The 21,959-nt window shown below is 68.6% G+C and carries 24 protein-coding genes; 20 read left to right on the forward strand and 4 right to left on the reverse strand.

What is annotated here, in order from left to right:
- From E1293_RS26960 to E1293_RS47710, 15 genes are all read left to right on the forward strand, one after another.
- The coding region (locus E1293_RS26960; RefSeq protein WP_341770212.1) for an MCE family protein at positions 1-1,087 on the forward strand (1,087 nt) is incomplete at its 5' end.
- Position 1,088: 1 nt separating this feature from the next.
- The gene (locus tag E1293_RS26965) at positions 1,089-2,327 is read left to right on the forward strand and encodes an MCE family protein (RefSeq protein WP_132200287.1); all 1,239 of its coding nucleotides are present in this window, start codon (positions 1,089-1,091) and stop codon (positions 2,325-2,327) included.
- Complete coding sequence (locus E1293_RS26970; RefSeq protein ID WP_132200288.1) at positions 2,327-3,562, forward strand: MCE family protein; 1,236 nt, start codon at positions 2,327-2,329, stop codon at positions 3,560-3,562. Before E1293_RS26965 ends, E1293_RS26970 begins: the two co-directional genes overlap by 1 nt.
- A 1-nt stretch (position 3,563) precedes the next feature.
- On the forward strand, positions 3,564-4,805 hold the full coding sequence (locus E1293_RS26975; RefSeq protein ID WP_132200289.1) for an MCE family protein: 1,242 nt from the start codon (positions 3,564-3,566) through the stop codon (positions 4,803-4,805).
- On the forward strand, positions 4,802-5,359 hold the full coding sequence (locus E1293_RS26980) for a hypothetical protein (protein ID WP_132200290.1): 558 nt from the start codon (positions 4,802-4,804) through the stop codon (positions 5,357-5,359). Before E1293_RS26975 ends, E1293_RS26980 begins: the two co-directional genes overlap by 4 nt.
- Positions 5,356-5,946 carry a hypothetical protein gene (locus tag E1293_RS26985; RefSeq protein WP_132200291.1) on the forward strand — a complete coding sequence of 197 codons (591 nt, stop codon included), beginning with the start codon at positions 5,356-5,358 and terminating at the stop codon, positions 5,944-5,946. The genes E1293_RS26980 and E1293_RS26985 overlap by 4 nt, the downstream gene beginning before the upstream one ends.
- Positions 5,947-5,966: 20 nt before the next feature.
- On the forward strand, positions 5,967-6,617 hold the full coding sequence (locus E1293_RS26990; RefSeq protein ID WP_132200292.1) for a hypothetical protein: 651 nt from the start codon (positions 5,967-5,969) through the stop codon (positions 6,615-6,617).
- 12 nt (positions 6,618-6,629) lie between these two features.
- Complete coding sequence (locus E1293_RS26995; protein ID WP_132200293.1) at positions 6,630-7,181, forward strand: hypothetical protein; 552 nt, start codon at positions 6,630-6,632, stop codon at positions 7,179-7,181.
- A 33-nt stretch (positions 7,182-7,214) separates the two neighbouring features.
- On the forward strand, positions 7,215-7,889 hold the full coding sequence (locus E1293_RS27000) for a hypothetical protein (RefSeq protein WP_132200294.1): 675 nt from the start codon (positions 7,215-7,217) through the stop codon (positions 7,887-7,889).
- Between the two features lie 320 nt (positions 7,890-8,209).
- Positions 8,210-8,860, forward strand: a complete 651-nt coding sequence (locus E1293_RS27005) for a hypothetical protein (RefSeq protein WP_132200295.1) — start codon at positions 8,210-8,212, stop codon at positions 8,858-8,860.
- Positions 8,861-8,941: 81 nt separating this feature from the next.
- Positions 8,942-11,032 carry a hypothetical protein gene (locus E1293_RS27010; RefSeq protein WP_132200296.1) on the forward strand — a complete coding sequence of 697 codons (2,091 nt, stop codon included), beginning with the start codon at positions 8,942-8,944 and terminating at the stop codon, positions 11,030-11,032.
- 161 nt (positions 11,033-11,193) lie between these two features.
- Positions 11,194-11,838 carry a hypothetical protein gene (locus E1293_RS27015; protein ID WP_132200297.1) on the forward strand — a complete coding sequence of 215 codons (645 nt, stop codon included), beginning with the start codon at positions 11,194-11,196 and terminating at the stop codon, positions 11,836-11,838.
- A gap of 307 nt (positions 11,839-12,145) precedes the next feature.
- Positions 12,146-12,952: a hypothetical protein gene (locus E1293_RS27020; protein ID WP_132200298.1), complete on the forward strand. Its 807-nt coding sequence runs from the start codon at positions 12,146-12,148 to the stop codon at positions 12,950-12,952.
- Between the two features lie 220 nt (positions 12,953-13,172).
- A complete protein-coding gene (locus E1293_RS27025) occupies positions 13,173-13,754 on the forward strand; it encodes a hypothetical protein (RefSeq protein ID WP_132200299.1) in 582 nt (193 codons plus the stop codon).
- Between the two features lie 166 nt (positions 13,755-13,920).
- Positions 13,921-15,300 (forward strand): hypothetical protein, encoded by a 1,380-nt coding sequence (locus E1293_RS47710; RefSeq protein ID WP_165978409.1) that lies wholly within the window; start codon positions 13,921-13,923, stop codon positions 15,298-15,300.
- 32 nt (positions 15,301-15,332) lie between these two features.
- Here E1293_RS47710 and E1293_RS27035 read toward each other — a convergent pair whose 3' ends face one another.
- The 4 genes from E1293_RS27035 to E1293_RS27050 form a co-directional block, all read right to left on the reverse strand.
- Positions 15,333-15,548: a hypothetical protein gene (locus tag E1293_RS27035; protein ID WP_132200300.1), complete on the reverse strand. Its 216-nt coding sequence runs from the start codon at positions 15,546-15,548 to the stop codon at positions 15,333-15,335.
- 100 nt (positions 15,549-15,648) lie between these two features.
- On the reverse strand, positions 15,649-16,515 hold the full coding sequence (locus E1293_RS27040; protein ID WP_132200301.1) for an RpnC/YadD family protein: 867 nt from the start codon (positions 16,513-16,515) through the stop codon (positions 15,649-15,651).
- A 189-nt stretch (positions 16,516-16,704) separates the two neighbouring features.
- Positions 16,705-16,887 (reverse strand): DUF397 domain-containing protein, encoded by a 183-nt coding sequence (locus tag E1293_RS27045; RefSeq protein WP_132200302.1) that lies wholly within the window; start codon positions 16,885-16,887, stop codon positions 16,705-16,707.
- A complete protein-coding gene (locus E1293_RS27050) occupies positions 16,884-17,714 on the reverse strand; it encodes a DUF5753 domain-containing protein (RefSeq protein WP_132200303.1) in 831 nt (276 codons plus the stop codon). Before E1293_RS27050 ends, E1293_RS27045 begins: the two co-directional genes overlap by 4 nt.
- 299 nt (positions 17,715-18,013) lie before the next feature.
- Here E1293_RS27050 and E1293_RS27055 point away from each other — a divergent pair, with 299 nt between their 5' ends.
- The 5 genes from E1293_RS27055 to E1293_RS48755 form a co-directional block, all read left to right on the forward strand.
- A complete protein-coding gene (locus tag E1293_RS27055; protein WP_132200304.1) occupies positions 18,014-18,238 on the forward strand; it encodes an ATP-binding protein in 225 nt (74 codons plus the stop codon).
- 41 nt (positions 18,239-18,279) lie between these two features.
- The gene (locus E1293_RS27060; protein ID WP_132200305.1) at positions 18,280-18,660 is read left to right on the forward strand and encodes a hypothetical protein; all 381 of its coding nucleotides are present in this window, start codon (positions 18,280-18,282) and stop codon (positions 18,658-18,660) included.
- 202 nt (positions 18,661-18,862) lie between these two features.
- A complete protein-coding gene (locus E1293_RS27065) occupies positions 18,863-20,062 on the forward strand; it encodes a PucR-like N-terminal domain-containing protein (protein WP_132200306.1) in 1,200 nt (399 codons plus the stop codon).
- Between the two features lie 254 nt (positions 20,063-20,316).
- Positions 20,317-21,543 carry a PucR-like N-terminal domain-containing protein gene (locus E1293_RS27070; protein WP_132200307.1) on the forward strand — a complete coding sequence of 409 codons (1,227 nt, stop codon included), beginning with the start codon at positions 20,317-20,319 and terminating at the stop codon, positions 21,541-21,543.
- 92 nt (positions 21,544-21,635) lie between these two features.
- The coding region (locus E1293_RS48755) for a hypothetical protein (RefSeq protein WP_207939118.1) at positions 21,636-21,959 on the forward strand (324 nt) is incomplete at its 3' end.

Here is a 21,959-nt window from a genome sequence, read left to right on the forward strand (position 1 = left end):
GTCCCCGAGCGGGCCGGCGGCGCCGCTGCCGCGCGCCCTGCCGCGCCTGAAGAAGGGCCGTCCGCGGCTGAAGCCGCTGCGCGAGCGCAACCCCATCGGGGTGGCGGCCGTCGGCATCGCCTTGCTGCTGGTGCTCGGCATGCTCGCCTTCCGCGCCGACGACCTGCCCTTCATCGGCGGCGGGACGACCTACAGCGCGTACTTCTCCGAAGCCGCCGGGCTGAAGGACGGCCAGGAGGTCCGCGTCGCCGGCGTGAAGGTCGGCAAGGTCACCGGCGTCGAGCTGAAGGGCGACAAGGTCAAGGTCGCGTTCCGGGTGAAGGACACCTGGGTCGGCAACGCCACCCGCGCCAACATCATGATCAAGACGCTGCTGGGGTCGAAGTACCTCCAGCTCGACCCCCTCGGCTACCGGAAGCAGAATCCGCGCGAGCCGATCCCGCTCGACCGGACCGTGGCCCCCTACGACGTCACGACGGCGTTCGAGGACCTCGGCCGGACGTTCGACGACCTCGACACCGCCAAGCTCGCGGCGAGTCTGGAGACGATCTCCACGACGTTCGAGAACACCCCGGCGAGCGTCCGCGTCGCGCTGCACGGCCTGTCGTCGCTGTCGAACACGATCGCGTCGCGGGACGCCGAGCTGGCCCGGCTCCTCGCGGGCACGAAGAGGCTGTCCGGCACGATCGCCGCGCAGAACGCCCAGTTCCAGACCCTCTTCAAGGACGGCAACCTGCTGCTGGCCGAGCTGCGCCGGCGGCGCGACGCGATCCACGCGCTGCTGGTCGGCACGGACCGCCTCGCGGACGAGCTGGTCGGCCTCGTCAACGACAACCGCCGCACCCTCGGCCCGACGCTCGCCTCCCTCGACCGGGTCACGGGCGTCCTCGAACGCAACCAGAAGAACCTGGACCGGGCGCTGGAGACGGCCGCTCCCTACGTCCGCATCGTCGCCAACTCGACCGGCAACGGCCGCTGGGTGGACGGCTACCTGTGCGGCACCGTCCCCGACGAGTACCTGGAGAACGGCAACTGGCACCCACCGGGACCGGCCTGCGAGCCGCCGCACCTGACGGGAGGCCGGTGACATGGCGTCCGCCCCGACACGCACGGTGAAACTGCCGAAACTGGGATCGCCGATCCGCGACCGCCGGACGCGGGTACTGCAGGCGCTCATCGCGGCCTTCGTCCTGCTGGTCGCGGTCGCGCTGGTGCCGCTGCTGACCGGCGGGCCGACGCACCGGATCACCGCGTACTTCGCCACCACCATCGGCGTCTACCCCGGCTCCGACGTCCGCGTCCTCGGCGTGAAGGTCGGGTCGATCGACTCCATCGAACCGCTCGGCAACCGGGTCAAGGCCGTCATGCGGGTGGACGACGACGTGGACGTCCCCGCCGCCGCCCGCGCCGTCGTCATCGCGCCGAACCTGGTGTCCGACCGGTACGTGCAGCTCGACCCGGCCTACAACGGCGGCCCGAAGATGGCGGACGGCGCGTCCATCGACGTGAGCCGCACGGCGACGCCACTCGAACTCGACCAGCTCTACGACGCCGTGCGCAAGTTCTCGGGCGACCTCGGCCCCCAGGGACTGAACGCCCAAGGCGCGCTGTCGGACGTCATCCGGGTCGGCGCCGCCAACCTCGGCGGCAACGGCAGGGCGCTCAACACCACGATCGCCGACCTCGGCAAGGCGTCCCAGACGCTCGCGGACTCCAGTGGCGACCTCTACGCCACCGTCGCCAACCTCAACAAGTTCAGCGAGATGCTCCGGGCGAACGACGGGCAGATTCGGCTGGCCGAAAACCAGCTCGCCGAGGTGAGCGGGTTCCTCGCCGCCGACCGGCAGGAGCTCGGCGCGGCGCTGCAGAGCCTCGCGCGGGCGCTCGCCGAGGTGAAGGGGTTCGTCTCCGACAACCGCGCGGCGCTGAAGAAGAACGTCGGCAAGCTCGCCGGGATCACCCAGGTGCTGGTCGACCAGCGGGCGTCCCTCGCCGAGATCCTCGACACCGCGCCGCTGCTGACGCAGAACGCGCTGAGCGCCTACGACCCGAAGACCCGCTCGCTGATGACGCGCGGCAACCTGCTGGAGATCACCAAGGCGTTCGGCAGCACGAGCCAGCCGGGCGTCGACCCGCCCGCGGCCGACCGGCGGCCAGTGTGCGCGGCGGCCGCGTCCGCGACCAAGACGCTCCGCGAGCAGTGCGAGCGGCTCAAGAAGGGCGGGCTCGTCGCCGTCCCGCCGGCGCAGGCGTCCGGCGTCCCGGCGCTGCCGCTGCCGCCCGCCGGACAGACCTACGCCGGCCCCGGCGGGGAGGGAGACCGCTGATGCGCGCGCCCAGGCTCCTGGCCGCCCTCACCGCCGGCGCCGTCCTCGCGGCGGGCTGCTCGATGCGGGTCGAGGACATCCCGCTGCCCGGCGGCGCCGACGTCGGCGACCACCCGTACACCGTGAAGGTGCAGTTCGGCGACGTGCTGAACCTCGTCCCACAGGCGGCCGTCCGCGTCAACGACGTCCCGGTCGGGCGGGTGAAGAAGGTGTCGCTGCCGAAGGGCGCGTGGAACGCCGAGGTGACGCTCGTCGTGAACGGCGACGTGCACCTGCCGGCGAACGCGACCGCGAACCTGGAGCAGTCGAGCCTGCTGGGGGAGAAGTACATCAAGCTCGCGGCGCCTCCCGCGAACCCGTCCCCCCAGCGGCTGGCCGACGGCGCCACGATCCCGGTCGACCGGACGACGCACAACGCCGACACCGAGGAGGTGTTCGGCGCGCTGTCGCTGCTGCTGTCGGGCGGTGGGCTCCCGCAGATCCGGACGATCAACAAGGAGCTGAACAAGGCGCTGGGCGGCCGCGAGGACAAGGTCCGCTCCGCGCTGGAGAACGTGAACGGCCTCACCAGCACGCTGAACCGCAACCGGCAGTCGATCGTGGACGCGCTGGACGGGCTCAACCGGCTGTCGTCCACGGTCGCGTCCCGCGACGGGCAGGTGGCGACCGTCCTGGACGACCTGTCGCCCGGCCTCAAGGTGCTGGACGAGCAGCGCGGCCAGCTCGTCGAAATGCTGCGCAAGCTGGAGAAGCTCTCGGACGTCGCCGTCAAGACGATCAACGCCAGCAAGGACGACACGGTCGCGAACCTGCGCTCCCTGTCGGTCATCCTGCGCAAGCTCGCCGACTCCGGCCGCGACCTGCCGAAGTCGCTGGAGGTCCTGCTCACGTACCCGTTCACGGACGAGGCGCTCAAGGCAGTCAAGGGCGACTACCTCAACGGCTACCTGACCGTCGTCGCCGCCGAGGGCAACACCTGCGTCATCCCGCCGGTGAAGGAACTGGACCTGAAGAAGAATCTCGCGCAAGCACGAGCCCTGGCCGCCCCCGCCGGGCCGCAGCCGGTGCCGTGCCCGGACACCGCGGGCGGGGGCTCAAAGACCGCCGCACCCACCTCGGAGAACCCGGTGCCGCAGGCGCCGCAGCCGGTTGCGCCGCAGACGCCTTCGGGCGGCTCCGGCGGCTCCGGTGGCGGGCCGGCCCTTCCGCTGCCGACGCTCGGGGAGGGGAACTGACATGCTGACCGCCGTCACCCGCATCAAGATCGTCGTGTTCGTCGTCATCGCGGCGGTCGTGGTCGGTTACATCGGCGTCAACTACGCCGACCTCGGCCGCTACATCGGGATGAGCGGGTACTACACCGTCCGGCTCGACCTGGCGACCACCGGCGGCCTCTTCGAAGGGTCCGCGGTCTCGTACCGGGGCGTCACCGTCGGGAAGGTCGGCAAGCTCGACCTCTCCGACGACGGCGTCATCGCCGAACTCCGGATCGACGACTCGTCCCCGAAGATCCCGAAGGCACTGCAGGCGGTCGTCGCGAACCGCTCCGCCGTGGGCGAGCAGTACGTCGACCTGCGGCCCAGCGCCGAGTCCGGGCCTTATCTGGCGCAGGGCACCACGATCCCGCGCAGCGTCACCGTCACACCGGCGCCGGTGAACGAGACGCTCAAGAGCGTCAACGACCTGGCCGCCTCGCTCCCGCTGAGCGACACGAAGACGCTGATCGACGAGCTGGGGCTGGCGTTCGCCGGGCAGGGCCCGCACCTCCAGCAGCTGCTCGACACCAGTGCGCGGTTCGTGTCGGCGTCCGACGCGGCGTTCCCCGACTCGCGCGCACTGATCCACAACGGCGAGGCCGTGCTGCGGACGCAGAACGACATGTCGGCGGCGTTCAAGTCGTTCGCGTCCAGCTCCAGCCTGCTGGCGCGGCGGCTCCGCGACTCCGACACCGACCTGCGCCAGGTCATCGCGGCCGGGCCCGGAGCGGCGAAGGAGCTGTCGGGCCTGCTCGACGATCTCAACCCGAGCCTGAACGTCCTGCTGGCGAACCTCCTCACGACCGCCCGCGTGGGCGAGCCGCGGCAGGCCGCCATCGAGGAGCTGCTGGCGAACCTTCCGAACGTCGCGGGGGTCGGGTCCTCCATCGTGTCCGGTGGCAAGCTCCGGCTGGGCCTGGTGAACACGTTCTTCAACCCGCAGCCCTGCACGCGCGGCTACGGCAAGACCCGCTACCGCGACGGCCACGACCTGTCGCCCGCCCCGGCGTTCAACACCGGTGCGCACTGCGCGGAGAGCCCGAGCACCGGCATCAACGTGCGCGGCTCCGCCAACGCGCCGCGCAAGGGCGTCCCGGCGCCGGCCAAACCTGGGACCTTGAGCGGCACGGGTCCGACGGATCTCCTCAGCACGCTGGGAGTCACCGGACCGGCGCCGTCCAGCGACCTGTCCGCCCTCCTCGGCCTGGGAGGCCCCCGATGACGAGCGTGGCGGCGGTGCTTCGCAGGCCGACCTGGATGATCCGGTGGATCCGTCCGGCGGGGTACGTCCTCACGGCCGCCGCGACCGTCCTCCTGTGCCTGTCCCTCTGGTCGCTGTTCCAGTCCGGGCGGGGCGCAGACCACGACCTCGCCACCGCGCGGGATGAGGTGAGCCGGACGGCCGTCCGCGATCTCGCGTTGGTCAACAGCATCGACCCCAAGGTGGCCGAGCTGGATCTGGCGCACTGGCTGGACGCCGCCACCGGCCCGTTCGCCGACGCGCTCAAACGCGACATGCCCAACGCCCGTGCGAAGTTCGCGAAGCAGACCTCCCCCTCGCACGGACGTGTCACCGCGCTCGCGGTGACCAAGCTCGACCGCTCCGGCGGCGAGGCGACCGTCGTCGCCTCGGTACGGGTCTTCACCGAGCCCACCGGTGACTCGACCCAGGGCACTGAGCAGCGCAAACGCTACGAGGTCGGGATGCAGCGGGTCGGCGGCGTGTGGAAGATCAGCTCGCTGAACCCGCTGCCGCCAGGGGGGAGCAGGCCGTGAGCATCACCGAGGAGCGGCCCGCGCGCCGGGGCCCGATCCCGCGCAAGAGGAAGCCTGTCCGGCGCCCGCTCATCGCAGGACTCAAGCGGGCCGCCGGGCTGGGGTGGCCGGTGGCCCTCGCCCTGGCGATCTGCCTGTCCGCCCTCGCCGTGGACGGCTGGGCCGGCAGGCGGAGCGAGCGGTCACCGGCCGCCAACCGCGCACTCGTCGACCAGGCCCGTACCGCCAAGGTCATCGCGGACGTCTCGGCGAAGGTCACGCGGATCTTCACCTACACCTACGCCGACCCGGCGGCCACCGAACGCGCCGCGAACGACGTCCTCACCGGCCGGGCCGTCGGCGACTACCGGCGGCTGTTCGGCCTGGTGAAGCAGAACGCCCCGGTCATGAAGGTCTCCCTCACCACGAAGGTCGCCAAGGCCGGACTGATCGAACTCACCCGTGACGGGACGGCGGTCGTGCTGGTCCTCCTCGACCAGACGACCACCCGCGACGGCAGGCCGACCGGTTCGCCGGTCGCGGCCCAGCTCATCGTCACGGCCCGCGACGACCACGGCTGGCGCATCAGCGACCTCCGGGCCGCCTGAAGGAAAGGGGTGGAGTCCAGGTGACGAAGACCAAGACCGCCGACCCGGCGGCGGAGGAGCACAAGGCCCCGCCGGAAGAACACGAGACCCCGCCGGAAGAGCCCGAGGCCCAGGCCGACGAGCCCCGGGAGCCGACGAAGGACACGGAGCCGCCCCGCGGCCTCCTCAAGGATCCGCTGGTCAGGGTGGCCATGGTGGTGACGTTGATCGCCGCCGTGGCGTGCGCGTGGTTCGGCTACTCGTACCGCTCGACGTCCAACGACGACTCCCTCGCCTATGCCGCCGAGCGCGACAAGGTCCTCGCCACGGCGGATCAGGCGATCGTCAACCTCAACACCCTCGACTACCGCAATGTCGACGCGGGTCTGAAAATCTGGCGGGACTCGTCGACCGCCCAGCTCTACGACGAGATCGTCCAGGGTGGGTCACGGCTCAAGAGCGATATCCAGAAGGCGAAGACGACGAGCACGGCGAAAATCCGCGAGTCGGCCCTCACCGAACTCGACGCCCGCGCCGGAAAGGCCGCAGTCATCGCCGCCGTGAGTATTTCGATCACCGGTGCGGACGGGAAGCCGGCGAGCAATCTGCGCCGGTTCACCGGTCAGCTCACCAGAACGTCCTCGGGCTGGAAACTGTCGGCCCTCGGCCAGGCCCCGACCGGAACGTCCTGACGAGGAGAACCCATGGCAGCGATCAGCACGCTCGGACGCGCGGTTCCCGGCTCCGGCCGCACCCGTCTCATCACATTCCTCGGCGCCCTGACCATAGCGCTCGGCGTATCCGCCGCCTGGCTGCACGGCCAGGCCGGTGAACAAAGCGGCGCGGCCTCCGCCAAGAACCAGGCGCTCACCGACAACGGCCGCACGAGCGAAGTCAAAGGCCAGATCACCACGGCGGTGAACACGGCGTTCTCCTACAACTACGCCGACGTGGCGAAAACCGAGAAGGCGGCCCAGGAAGTCCTCACCGGAAAAGCCGTCCAGCAGTACAACCAACTCTTCGCCCTGGTCCGCAAGCAGGCACCCCAGCAGAAGCAGGTGCTGACCACCACCGTCACCGACTCGGCCGTCAAGTCCCTCACCGCCGACCGCGCCCGCCTCCTGATCTTCGCCGACCAGCGCAACACCCGTACCGACAAGAACCAGACCAGCTACTCCGCCGCCGTCTTCGCCGTGAACGCAATCCACGTCGGCGACAAATGGAAGATCACCAACATCGACACGCTGGGCGCCTGATATTTGCCTTCACCCGAGCAGTAGGAGTGAACAATGCGCAAAGCCGGCAAGAGCGCCCTGACGACGGCCTCTCTCGCCGTCTCCGCCGTCATCGCAACGGTGGCTGCCGCGGCCACGACCTGGACTGTACTCCCCGGCGGGGCGGTGACCGCGACCGGCACCCAGCCGCTCACCGTCATTGACATGAGCACGGGAGGCGCCATCGTCTGTGACGCGATGACGGCCAAGGCGGTGGCGAAGAACGGCTCGGGACTGCAACCGGCCGGAGTGGCGGCGATCAACGGGCTGACGTTCTCAACCCCCGGGAACCCGAACGACTGGTGCACCGGCGGGGTCGGCATTGTTTTCGACGTCCAGCCGGTCGGCCTCCCCTGGCAGATAAACGCAGAGTCCTATGAGCCGGCAAGTGGCGAAGTGGTCGGAAAGGCGGTTGGTGTCACCGTCAAAGCGCATGGCTCGGACGAGTGCGACGTGACCTTTTCGGGAGCGGACGGTCAGCCCGGGTGGGTGAAGGTGAGATACAACAATGAAACCGGGAAGGTGTGGGTGGGTGCGTCGCCCCAAGAGATGGAGACCGACTACGGAACGAACCTCGTCGCAACCGGTGTCGACCCTGATTGCGATCCCACACTCGTGGCTCTGGGAGACGAGATCTCCTTGGGTGGTGAATATGCGGTGGATCCGAAGCAGTTGGTGACGAGCCCGTGACGGCCGATCGACCGCGCCGGTTTTCGTGAATTGCTACAAGTGACAATACAGAGAGATCAAATGCTAAGCCGGTGACAAAGGACCTAGAATAACGTGAAGGTGCTGGAGAAAAGTGCCCACCGCCTCTTGATGGACGTGTTACCGGCGCGTAAGTTCGTGTTATAGCTCAGCAGGGCCGGGTGGTCTGATAGTGGAGTCGAGGAAGGTCGGCTTCAAGGGGCCTGCTCTCATCTGCCCAGAGGAGTCGCTTCTGAGGAAACGCAGTCAGTGTCCCTACTAGGTCGAAATTAACCACCCCCCGTGAAGGGAAAAGAACTGACATGCGCAAGCTCACTCGCAACGCGCTGACCGTGACGGCCGTGGCGGCCAGTGCCATCGCCCTGACCTCCGTCCCGGCCTCGGCGGCCGGCACCTGGACGGTCAGCCCCGGCGGCAACATCAGCGGCAGCAACACCCGTCCGCTGACCGCCGTCGACACCACCACGGGCTCCCCGGTCGTCTGCGACGTGTCGACCGCGACCGGTACCGCGCAGAGCGGCTCCGGCCTCAGCGGCGACGGCATCGCCTCGCTGACCGACGTCCAGTTCTCCACGCCCGGCAACCCCAACGACTGGTGCACCGGCCCCGTGGGCATCGTCGTCCAGGTCACCGCGACGAACCTGCCGTGGACCTTCAACGCCGCGTCCTACGACTCCGCTTCTGGTGTGACCAGCGGCTCGCTCACCGGTGTCTCCGCCACGATCCACGGCAGTGACGAGTGCGACGCGAGCATCACCGGACCCGGCGGCGCGCCGGGAACGATCGAGGGCAGCTACACCAACGGTGCCAACACGCTCGGTGTGACCGGCGGCAACCTTGAGGTCACGACCGTCGACGCCGACTGCGACCCCTCGCTGATCGGCGTGGGCGACCAGGTCGTGCTCGACGGCGAGTACACGGTGACGCCGGGCCAGACCATCACCAGCCCGTGATGTAGAGGCGACATCTCGCACAAGGGCCGCGCCCGCGGGACAGAGGCGGGCGCGGCCTTGAAGTCCGTTCGAAGGAACCGCATGCAGCCGACATCTCGAAGACTGCTGTCAGTCGCGACGACCGTTGTCGTCAGCGCGGGCATCTGCCTCCAGGCCGGTATCCCGCCGGCTGCCGCCGACATGGGAGCCGTGCTGCGTTACGTATGCACGACATCGGCGGGGACGCAGGAGGTCGGTGTGCGAATAGCGGCGGCGACGCCGCCCGCCGCGATGGTCGGCATGCCCGTACAACTCGGCACGACCGAGGTTGCCGTCGATCTTCCTTCGGGGATGCTGGACGACGTGTTCGGCGTGGCCTCCGCCGAGACGCCCGCCGGGGAGGTTCCGTCGCCCGGCCTCGGGGTGGAGCCGTTCGGCGTGGCACGGCTGGACGTCCGTATCGAGCAGGGAGAGCGATCCTGGCGGGCGGGTTGGCCGGACTTCGCGCTGGCGGCCGGCGCCCAGCGGGACGGTGCCCTCCAGATGATGGGCCACGGCGTGACACCGCCGGTCACGCCTCGGGACAAGGGTGCTCTGAGGTGGATGGCGGGAAACCTCACCTTGTCGCTGACGACCCCCGGGTCCGAGCGGACCTCGGTGCCGTGTTCGCCCAAGAAGGCCGGAGAGCTGGGACGAGTCGAGGTCCAGGAGACGAGATCGACTGCTCGCGGCGGAACACCGGGCAACACCGGTGGACCCCAGGCGGCCGCCGAAGCGCAGCCGGATGAACCGTGCCCGGTGATCCCGCCGCCCGGCGTCGATCCCCGCTACGCGATCAACGATAAGGATCAGCAGCTCGCAGAGATCCTGACCTCTCCGCCCATCCCCAAAGGCCTGGTCCGGAATCCGGAGTCCGGGTACCTGGATGGCCTGCCGTACTGTATTACGGCCACCGGGTTCGCCAATGTGAAAAAGCTTGGAACCGCTGTCCCGATCTCCGTCGAAACGCAGTTGCGCAGAGGAGTGTACGTCTACCGCCCCTCGAATGGCGTGATGGGGACGAACAGAGTCGAGCAGTTCGGCTACATCCAGAGTAGCGCGCGTCCCTTGGAGGCCAACGTCCTGGCATTCGGCTTCATGCCGACCCGGGCCTCCTCCGAGGCCATTCAAGTTCCGCCTCCGGCAGCTGAGGACGGAAAACCCGTCACCGGCAACCTCAGAATATCCGCCTTGTTCAACGAGAATCTCCCGCCCAACGACAGAGACGATTCCGAGCTTTTCGCCAGAAGCTACATCCAGCTGAAGGCCGGCGACGTCTCGGTGAACGGGGTACCTCTTGACGTCGGAGATCAATGCCATTCCAAGACCACGCTCCTCGATGCGTACTCGTACATGGGCAACCAGAACATGGGGTACCTGATCCCAAGCGACGGGCAGACGCTTCAGGTGCGCGAACTGACCGTCCCCTCGTTCTCGGGCTGCGGTGTGGACGAAGATCTCAGTCCGCTGCTCACGGCGAGCATTTCAGGCGGTGCCAACTACGGTCTCCTGGACGCTGGGCGCTGGTGCAGTCCCACGAGTGGCCAGAATTGCGACGAGAACGGCCACGGGTTCAATCCGGAGACCTGGACGATCAGCCCGGGCGGTGACGTTACGGCTACTGCACACGGTCTTTCGCTCGCCAGTGGAGGCTCCTCCGTCACGTGCGACCTGGTGACCTCGAAGTTCCATCTCGATGCGCAACACTGGCGCGCGAGGTTCGCCCTGGCGAAAACGGACTTCAGCTTCAGTGGGTGCCGGCTGAGCATCGTCAATGGTACGACGATACCGGTCGATCTTTCCCAGGACGGCGATTCTTGGCTGCGCGGCATCCAGATGGCCTCCGACGATGTGGTGCAACTGAGGTTCGAGGGGATCACGCTCGACGCCTCGGTGAAGCTCAGCGAAGACGACGATGAGTGCCGATTGCGGTTCGGCTATGCCAGCTTCTTCCCTCCGCCGACGAAGGAATTGCCCACCAGTATCAACGGAAACTACAATATCCGAACGGGCGAGATCGAGGCATCTGTTTCCAGGGCCTACGTGTCGCCTAAGACGACATGCTCCATTCCAGGATTCCGTCCCACCGGATTGGTGACGACCTCCCCCCTGGTCTTCAAGGTCGACCCGATACAGCGAATCACCCAACCGTGATCGAGGATCGAGTCCGACCGAGACGGTCCTGCCGCCCGTACCACCCCGGGACGGTATGGCCGGCCCGCCGCGGACCCCTGGTTCGCGGCGGGCTCTGGGGCCGAACAGTCCAGGACCCGGTGTCATGACCAGCCGACTCTTGCGAATGGGGGCATGTGCGCATGACACTCCTGCACCTTCCACGGTTAACGCGCACCGCCGCGGCGGTAGCCGTCCTGGCCGCCGCCTCGAGCGTTCTCGCTCCGGCGGCCTCGGCGCTCCCCGAGGACACATGGACGGTCGATCCGGGCGGAGCGTTGACGGCCGCCTCCCCACTCAGCATCCAGAACGTCACCCGTGGATGGAGCATCGACTGTGGTCAGGCGACGTTCACAGGGACTGCCGAGTTCGGCGCCGGGAACCAGGTCGATCCGCTCGTCGAGTTCGACGACGAGTCGTTCGAGAACTGCGCTGGACCTGATGGCGTCGGTTACACCGTCACGATGACCAGCGGCGTTCAACTGGAGATGTACGCCTCGTCCTACGACGCCGGGGCAGGGAAGACGACGGGCACCCTGTTCGGCTTCCAACTCAACCTGGTGGGCACGAACAGGTGTCAAGCCGATGTCGCGGATCCCGCCGGCAATCTGGGCGCGGCCGACGCCACCTTCACCAACGAAGGCAGTGCGCTCGGGCTCGGCGGCGGGAACATGGGCGTCACATTTGTGAACTTCGCCTGTCCGAGCGATTTCATCGCGAACGGCGACCAGGTTGTGATCGCGGCACGGCTGGCCGTAAGTCCTGCGCAGACGATTACTGGCTCATAGCGGTGGATACGGACCATGGAGCAAGACGGGAGGTCTCGCCGACCGGCAGTTCCGGAACAGTTCGGATTCGTCTGCGGTGACAATATCGATGCAGCCTTGAAGAGTCGCCTTTGGCAGTGGCTTACAAAATCGGATATTTGTCCGGAGTGGGCGCGCACGCACGTATTGAATCATCATTCTCCGAGCCTTACTCTCCCCTTAGGAATCAGGGGTCTTCGCAGTCGGAGTCCGCGTCACGATTCCTCCCCACCGCTCGACAATGCTCGTCCGGTGCCCTTGCAGTCCGCACCGAAGGAAAGGACTGAACGTGAAGCTCGCCCGTCCAGCCAAACGCGCGGCCAGGCTCGCGCTTTCAGCCGCCGCCGCAGCGGCGCTCACCGTGGGCCTGGGAACCGCGGCGCAGGCCGCCCCCACCCTCAACACCGATCCGATCCCGGACAACTTCGACTTCTCCGACTGCCCGACGCTGCCGGCGGGCTCCGACCCGAACTTCTCCCGCTGCGTCTCCGTGGTCGTGACGAGCGGTACCTTCCACGTGGGCGCCTTCGACCAGGCGATCGACAAGCCGATCCAGATGACGTTCGCGAACGCCTACAACCCGGAGACCTTCAAGTACACGGCGGTCTTCGGAAAGATGCGCGCGGAGAAGATGCTGGTCCAGCCCGGCCTGTTCGGTGATCCGCTGCTGACGGCGGTGTACGCGCAGCCCGAGTTCGCCGGGGTCTTCGACCAGCCGACCAGCGCGGACTTCCACATCAAGATGGGGCTCAAGATCAGGCTCGTCAACCCGTTCCTCGGCTCCAACTGCAGGGTCGGCAGCGACAGCAACCCGATCACGCTCGAACTCACCACCGGTACGACCTCGCCGCCGGCCCCCAACACGCCGATCACCGGCGAGGCGGCCAAGATCGTCCGCACGGACCCGCAACCGACCGTACGGTCAGCCAAGCACGTCGACAACTCGTTCGCGGTGCCCGGCGCGAAGGGCTGCGTGTTCGGCGGCGGCGTCGCCGACTGGCTGGTCAACCAGGTCGGCGGCTTCCCGTCGGCGGGCGGCAAGAACACCGTGATCTTCAACGAGTACATGGTGCTGAAGCCGTACAGCCAGCTCTGATCCGCCGCGAGTCCGTGGCCGTGCCCGCGGGCACGGCCACGCCTCCGAGAAGCGAGAGGACACCCGGCCGTGAGCGGGCGAACCCGCTCAGCGGACTCGCCATGGCCGTGGCGTGCCTGCTCATTCCTCCGACGGCCTGAGCCGAGGCTCCGACGTGGCTACAACTACCCTTAGGGGACACGACATGCGCCGATTCCACGGCCGCGCATCGATCGCGCTGATGGCCGCCGCCGCGTTCGCGATCCTCCCCGCGGGCCCCGCGGTGGCGGATACGGCATGGACCGTGACGCCTGGCGGGCCGACCGGATTCGTCGGCTCCGCCTCGTTCGGCTACATAGACTGCCCGAACTCCGAACTCGGCGGGTCGGTCCAGTCGGGGAGCGGACTGTCCGGCTTCGGCCTGTTCTCGATCACGAGCGCACGGTTCGGCAGCTTTGCGGATCCGGTCTCATGCGCCGGCGCCGCCGGAATCCTCATGCGGGTGACCGCCACCGGCCTTCCCTGGGGATTCAACGCCATGACCTATACGAACGGCGTGGCCTACGGGAGCATGACCGGAGTCACCATGGCACTCCACGGCTCCGACGAGTGCGATGCGACGGTGGGGGGACCTGCCGGCGCACTTGGCACCATCGGTGCGTCCTACGACAACGCCTCCGGCATGCTCACGCTCTCGGACGGTGACCTGGAGGTCGCGGCCGTGGACTCCGACTGCGACCCGACGCTGATCAACGTCGGTGACCGGTTCCCGGTCCAAGGGCAATTCCAGTCGAAACCCGTCCACACCGTCACCAGCCCATGACGACTTGGTGACCGGGGCGGCGCTCGGTGTCCCCCGACGCCCGCACGGCGATCCTCGCCGTCTTCGCGAAGGTCCATGCACGCCTGTGGGATCGGTCGCCTCCGCCAGAATTGGATGAGTCGGGGTGAGGCCGGGCGCTCATGCGGTCGGAATGTGGGTGAGCAGCATGGCCGGTTCCGCGGCGCGGACGGAGACGCAGTTCGAGCCGAGCCGTCCCTGGGTGGTCGGGGCGGTTCTGCTCTGTGCGGTCGGGACGCTCGGGACGGTGGCCGTCGCGGCGTCGCCCGGGAGCGAGACCAGGGACGGGACCAGGCGCGGCCCCGGATTCGCCGACGTGTTCCGCATCGCCCCGGACCCGGCCACGGTCGGGGCTTCCGCCGTGGTCGCGGTGGTGACAGCGGCCGGGCTCGCGGCGTTGTGGTGGTCGATGCGGCGGAGCTGGCCGTGGCTGCTGACCGCGGGCGTCGTCCTGACGATCCCGGGAGAGTTCGTGCAGCTCATGTCGCCGCGGGGTACCACCGGCGACGCGGCCTGGCTCGCCCGCGGGCCGGTCACGGCCGGGGCGCAACTGGTGCTGCTGGGCACGCTGGCCGCGGGGGCCCGGCTGGTCCATATCGGTGCGCCGGGCGCGGGTGCGGTGCTGATCGGGGCGGGAGCGGGCGCCCAGGTGTTCGGCGCGTCCACCGACGTGTGGATCGTGGAACCCATGCTGCTCCGGCCCGGCGCCTCCACGTCCGCCGTCCAGAGCCTTCTGCATGACGGGATGCTGCTCGCCGCTGTAGGCGGGGCGTTGCTGGTGATGATGCTGCACCGCCGCTATGACGGACGGCCCGAACTGGCCGCGCCGTCCGGCGCCGAGCCCGCGATGGGGGTCCGGACGGTGATCGCGGGCGCGGCGGCGGCCCTGTCGTTCGTCCCGGCCGCCGGCATGGGGACGTCCACGGGCGGGTTCGGCGTCGCCGCGTGCTGCCTCCTGCTGACAGCGGGCCTGGCGGCGGCGCTGCCGGGACTGCACGCGACGGCAGGCACCATCGTCGCATCGGCGACCGTCGTCGGGATCTCCGGCCCGGCCGCCGCACTGATCCGGTCGGAGCATACGAGCTTCGTCCGCATGTGGTTCCTGCTGGCGCTCGGCGTGGTGGCCGGGGCCGCCGCCGCGTTCCCCTCCTGGCGCCGCTGGTCCGCCCCCGCCGGATGCGCCGCCTGCGCCCTAGCACTCGCCGTCACCATGCTGATCCGTCCGGACGGCGTGACAACGCTCCTGCTCGCCCTCCAGGCCGCCACCGCCACCGCCACGATCGGCTCGCTCGGGGTATGGCTGGCCAAGGACGGCCTTCCGCCGGTCGTCCTAGGGCCACTGCTGTTCGCAACGGTCACCGGCGCCTGCGGCCTCTTCGCCCACTGGCAAGGCGCCGACGGACGCGGTCCCACCCAGGACCTGTTCAAGAACCCCGGCCACCTCTGGCCCTACCCCGCCCTACTCCTCCTCGCGGCCCTGGCCATCGCCGCCCTGCACCACCAAAAGGCACGGCCCGCCACCAAGTGACGGACCGTGCCTCACGACAGAAGCGCGATGCCTCAGCCGAAGACCTCGTCGAGGGTTTCGGCGGTTGCAACGCGGCGTGCCCAGGTTTGGATCTGCTGCGGGTCCTGGCAGGTGGTGATGCGCTGCCGGAGGTCGCCGTCCAGGGTGAAGCCATGTGATTCCAGGACGATGAGGAGGACTTTGACCTCCCCCTCGGCGATGTGTTTGAGGGCGAAGTCGCTCTGCCACTCGTAGGTGCCGGCTTTCATGACTTCCTTCGGACGGTTCGGTGTGGTGGAGAGCTGTGACTCGCGGTTGCGTGCGAGGTGCCCGCCGGAACGTCTCAGCGTCCCGGCGGGGGTGTGGGAGTCAGTCGAAGATCTCGTCGAGGGTTTCAGCGGTTGCGGCGCGGCGTGCCCAGGTTTGGATCTGCTGCGGGTCCTGGCAGGTGGTGATGCGCTGCTGGAGGTCGCCGTCCAGGGTGAAGCCATGTGATTCCAGGACGATGAGGAGGATTTTGATCTCTCCCTTGATCTCTCCTTTAACCTCGCCTTCGATCCTGCCCTCGGCCTTGCCTTCGGCGATGTGTTTGAGGGCGAAGTCGCTTTGCCACTCGTAGGTGCCGGCTTGCATGATCTCCTCCAGGCAGTCTCGTGCGGCTTCGGAGAGCTGTGACCGCACGTAGTCATGGTACAGCTCGCCCTTGTCCCGGTCCGTGACCTCCAGCGCCTCGGCGAAGGCCGTCAGGACGGCTTCTCGGTCGGGGCCGTCGGCGTTGGCGATCGTGCTCAGGACGGTCAGTTCCGGGAGCGAGCGGGCCTTGTTCAGGTCGGTGACGGCGGGAGCCTTGGTGAGGTCCAATACCCAGGGCCGCAGGACCCAGCCTTCGTGCCCGCTTTCGATCGGTTCCCGGCACCAGGCGGCCGTTCTCTTGTTCGGGCACAGCACCAGCAGCGTCACCGGGCACTTGCGACGGGCCCGGAGCGTGGAGAGGTAGACCGGCCAACTGAAGCGCTTGCGTTCGTCCGGCTTGCGCTGGACCTCTACGACGATCGCGAGGTCCGGACGCTTGGGGTTGCCCAAGAGGACGGTCGAGTCGCACCGGTATTCGGTGGGGTTGCAGTCGGTGAACGTCTCCGATCCGTGTGAGATCTGTTCGTACTCGGGGGGTTTTATGCCGGATACCAGCTGGAGAAGTTCCGGGGCGAGCGCGGGCTCGTTCCGGAACAGTTCCAACGGCACCTCGTGGTTTGCAGAAGGCACGAGCCGGACGCTATCCGTGTTCGGGCTGCCACGAAGGGTGAAAGTTGTTACGTAGTGTAATGACGGAGTTGTCTGTCATGCCGCTCATGAAGTGAGGAGTAGGAGCATCCATGGGAAAACCCCGGCGCGTGGGCCGGGGCTTGCGTGCGAGGGATCAGGTGTTCAGGTCATTCGTTTCACGCGGGTGAGCAGTTCGGTGAAGGCGGCGGGGGACACGGTGAGGTGACCGGCGCCCGGAGCCTTGCTGTCTCGAAGGCCGACGACCTCGCCGAGTTGGGCGACCTCTACACAGTCCGACTGCGTTGTGGCGCTGCCGCTGTAGCTGGACTTCCTCCAGATGGTCATGAATACCGCTCCATGGTCTCTTTGAGCAGGCACAATGAGGCTTCCTTGGGGAGTGCTACGTCCCCGATCAGGTCGAACCAGACCCGATATGAGGATATCTCAGCACCATCTTGGACGAGTCGCCCGCCGCCTTGCGCGACCGTGTAGACGACGTCGTCGCCGTCCACGGTCATGATCTTGAACGAGCCGTCCCGGCCGACGTGGGCTCCCACTTCCCTGGGGACGATCCGCACCGTGATGTTTGGGCGCTGAGCCAGCTCGATCAGGTGGGCGAGTTGTTCGCGCATGACTTCCCGGCCGCCGATGGGCTGATCGAGTATGCCCTGATCGAGTATCACCCAGACCCTCGGCTTAGGGGTGCGTTCCAGGCATTTCTGGCGGTCAAGGCGTGCCGCGACTCCCTCTTCCACGTCCTCGACGCCGGACGCCTCGAACATGGCTCGCGTGTAGGTCTCCGTCTGGAAAAGGCCGGGTATCCACCCAAGCTCCCAGATCCTCAGTTGGGATGCCCTTGCCTCCTGCTCCAGGTGGGTCTTGAACCACTCCAGTTCGTGGCCCGCCTTGGCGAACTTGACGAGGCGCTGGAAGCGGCCGCCGGTGTTCCAGGCCGTGTCCAGTTTGAAGGCGTGGGAGCTCTGCATTCTGGTGTCACCCGACTCAACACGGGCCACGAGGGACCGGTCGCGATCGATGATCGTGCCTACTTCGGCGAGTGACTGGTTGCGTTCGTGGCGGTGTCTTCGCAGCTCAAAGGCTATGTGGTCCCAGAGGTTGCCGTCGGGGTCGAACGGGGGGTGTGCACGCATGATCACCTTCGGGGGTCGCATTTCTTGAACTCTCCTAGCCAAACGTAGCCGAAGGGGTGACGCTGAGGGCACAGAAAGGAGGAATGGGTGAACGCGTTGAACACAAAAACCAACAAGGCTGGCGAATTGGACATGAATTGTCCGGCGGAGGTGACGGCGCCGGGGCGGGTGCGGGCGCTGGTGGAGTCCAGGCTCGTGGAGTGGGGGCTGCCGGAGATCGCTGGTGATGTGCGCCTGATCGTCAGCGAACTAGTGACGAATGCGATTCGGTACACCGGGACGGAGGAGATCCGGGTGCGGTTTACGCGGGAGGTGGGGCGGTGCTGGTCGAGGTGTGGGATTCCTCGGACGAAATGCCGGTGAGCAAGCCCATGGCAGAGCTTTCCCTTGAGGATGTCCTTCCAGATGCCGAGTCGCTGAATGCCGGGCACGAGGACGGCATGAGCGGGCGGGGGCTGCCGATCGTGGAGGCGCTGGCCGTCGAGTGCGGGGTCACCGAGACCGCGCCGGCCGGAAAGTGGGTCTGGGCGAGGATCGCCGATTGAGGCGCTCGATCAGGCGGCGGATCGCAGTGGAGGTGCGGGGGATGGCGCGAGGTGCGCACCGGGCCGTCGGCCGGTGGCAGGCCGTGCTGCGGTGGCGGACGGCGATCGGGGACGAGACCGCGGTGCGGAACCTGGAGGTGCTCGCGATCGCCGTCAAGCGGATGGGCTGGCGGTGCGTGGAACTGTACGAGGAGGAGCACGGGTTTCCGATGCCGCTGCTCTGGGTCTACGCGAGCGGCGCGGCGGAGGACGTCGGGGCCGTGGTGACCGTCCGGGCGACGGCCGGCGGCGGATGGGGCTACTTCGAGGTCGGGCAGGGACGCGGCGGGTTCCTGTTCCCGTGCGGGGACGCCAAGGCGGCGGCCGAGCGGGTCGACCGGCTGCTGAAGTACCGCATGTTCCCCAATCCGGAGTGGGCTTGAGATCCCTGGCCGGATGGTAACAATTCGGGTGCGGCACCTTTCGAATATTGTCTACCGGTGATCAGCGGTGGCGGGCTTTTTGTCGCCGAGTGAGTATCGGAGCCATTTGGGCGGTGGCGAACCGGCCGGGAATAGTGCGTGCCGGCCAAGGAGTGGGCTACATTTTATCGGGGCCTTTCTTGACGGTGTGAAGGGGGAAGGAATGACGGGGACCCTCGCTGGGCGAGGGCGTCGTCCTGGGCCGATTCCGCCACAGGTCATCGCCATTTTGAGTGCCGAGCTGCCGACGCTGGCCGAGGAGATCATCGCCGAGGTGCAGCGGTCGGTCCCCGAGTACGGGCGGCAGGACGGGGCGCCGAAGCCGCCCGTGTTCCGGATCACCGTCGAGCAGGCCATGACGGCGTTCGTCGACCAGGTGTCGGGCGGCCGCGACTCCTACGAGCGGCGGGACGAGCTGTGCCGGGAGCTCGGGCGCAGCGAGGCGTACCAGGGGCGGAGCCTGGACGCGCTGCAGGCCGCTTACCGGGTCGGGGTGCAGGTCGCCTGGCGTCGGATGGCGCATGTCGGGCGGATGAGGCGGCTGCCGTCGGGGGTCATGACGCGGCTCGCGGACGCGCTGTTCGCCTACATCGACGAGCTGGCCTCATTGTCGGTGGAGGGCTATCTGGAGGCGCAGTCGTCGGCCGACGAGCAGTCCGGCGCGCACCGCAGGCTGCTGCGGCTGCTGCTCCGGCCCGGGACTCCCGGCGGAGCGCTGGCCGAGCCGGCGCAGGCCGCCGGGTGGCGGGTGCCGGACGAGGTGACGATGGTCGCGCTGCCGGCGCGGGCGCGGTGCGTCCAGGAGGAGTTGGACGAGGACGTGCTCGCCGACCTCGGGGACGCCGAACCGCATCTGCTCATCCCCGGCCGTTACGACACGGGGCGCGCCCAAATGCTGCGCGGGGCGCTTCCGGATCGGCGGGCCGCGGTGGGGCTGACCGTTCCGCTGGCGGAGGCCGCCGACTCGCTGCGGTGGGCGCGGCAGGCCCTGGCGCTGGTGGACGCGGGCGTCCTGGAGGACGGCGGGCCGACCTTGTGCGAGCGGCATTTGCTGGAGCTGTGGCTGCTGTCGGACAGGGCGCTGCTCGACCAGCTTGCCCGCCGGGAACTGGCCGTGCTGGCGGGAATGACAAGATCACGGCGAATGCGCATGACCGAAACTCTCGGTGCGTGGCTGGAGGCGCAGGGGAACGCCGTCGAGGCGGCCCGGATGCTGCGGCTGCATCCGCAGACGGTGCGGTACCGGATGCGCCAGATCAGCGAGACTTTCGACGAGCAATTGGCCGATCCGGCGGCGCGTTTCGTCCTGGACGCGGTGCTGCGGGCGCACCGGTTGCGGGAGCGGAGACCGTCCCTGAGATGAGGCCCGACCCTTATTGGACGCCGAGTGTCACTGCAAAGGGACACTATGGTGATTTTACGTTCTCTTTACATTGTGTTGCGCTCTCATTGATCTAACTTCGTGGTGGTCCGGCTCACAGAACGCGGGGGGCGCGCAGGGGTCCCCGCTCGGCGCGCCCTCAACGTCACGCCGTACCGCCGACCGTCCGGGAGACCGGGTGCCCCGCCCGGCCAAACGCCAGGGCCCGCGACGGCGGCGTTCTCGGAGGTGTGCCCATGACACGGACGTTGACGCCGGGGGACGTGCAACGGCGGGCCAGGCTGCCGCGGCGGCTGGCCCTGCTGATGCGGCCGGAGCTGCCCAGCCTCGCCCAGGAGATCATCGAGGAGGTCCGCAGGTCGATCCCCGAGTACGGGCGCCCCCTCAAGGGCCCGTACGTGGAGGCGCTGAAGATCGGGGTCGAGCGCGCCCTGAAGGACTTCGTCGACCGGGTCGCCAACCCCCTCGCTCCCCGCGAACGCCACCACGAGACCTACCGGCGGCTCGGCCGGTTCGAGGCGCAGGAGGGCCGGACGCTCGACACGCTCCAGGCCGCGCTGCGCATCGGCGCCCAGGTCGCGTGGCGCCGCATCATGAAGGTCGGCCCGCGCCGGCGCGTGTCGCCGGAGGTCATGGCGCAGCTCGCCGACGCGCTGTTCGCCTACATCGACGAACTCGCCGCGCTCGCGCTGGAGGGCTACATGGACGCCCGGCCGGACGGCGAGGCCGAGGAGCACCGGCGCCGGTTACTGGAACTGCTGCTGCGCCCGCTCGGCTCGTCCCGCGTGCTGGCCGAGGCCGCCGAACGGGCGCGCTGGACGATCCCGGACGAGGTGACCGCGGTCGTCGCCCCGCCCGGCGCCCGCTACGTGCGGGCCGCCCTGGACGCCGACGTCCTCGCCGACCTCACCGCGGCCGAACCGTTCCTCGTCGTCCCGGGGAGGCTGACCCGGGAGCGGCGGCGCGACCTGCTGCGAGTCCTGCCGGACGGCCAGCTCGTCGCGGGCCTCACCGTGCCCGTCGCGGGCGCGACCGACTCGCTGCGCTGGGCACGGCACGCCCTCGCGCTGATGGAGGCGGGCGTGCTCGGGGACGGCCCGGTGACCGACTGTGAGGACCACCTCATCACCCTGTGGCTGCTGTCCGATCAGGCGCTCATCGACCAGCTCGCGCGCCGCCACCTCGGCGACATGGACGACCTCAGCCCGCGCCAGCGCGGCCGCCTGCTCGACACCCTGCGCGCCTGGCTGGTGAGCCGCGGCAGCGCCGCCGACATCGCCCGGGAGCTCGACATCCACCCGCAGACCGTCCGGTACCGGATGCGGCAGCTCGAAGGCAGCCTCGGCGACCGGCTGGCCGACCCGGACGCGCGCTTCGCGATCGAGGCGGTGCTGCGCGCGATGCGGCTCCGCGAGCGCGCCGCGTCGACCGCGGAGCCCGCCCGCGCGGAGGCGGTGAAATAAGCACCCGTTGATAATCCGCCAATGCCGGATCGGTGGCTCATGAGCACCTGACACGGACCTTGACGTGCGGGGTTGATTCGCTCATTCGCCGCATGCTTCCATCCAATTCGACGCAATTTCGACGGGATGGTCGCGACGCGGTGGAGGTGTGGTCCGGGGTGCGCTCACGATCGGCCGTTTCGGTCCTGGCGGGTTTCAGCGCGGTGGCGCTCATCGGCACGGCGAGCGCACCACCCGTGATCGCCGAACCGACGCCCGACCCGAGCACGACCGCCACGGAGACCCCGACCGACCCGCCGGAAACGGACCCGCCCACCGATCCGCCGACGGACCCGCCAACTGACCCCACGGATCCGCCAACTGACCCGACGGACCCGCCGACCGACCCGACGGACCCGCCGACGGACCCCACCGAC

The sequence above is a fragment of the Actinomadura darangshiensis genome (assembly GCF_004349235.1).
GTDB lineage: Bacteria > Actinomycetota > Actinomycetes > Streptosporangiales > Streptosporangiaceae > Spirillospora > Spirillospora darangshiensis.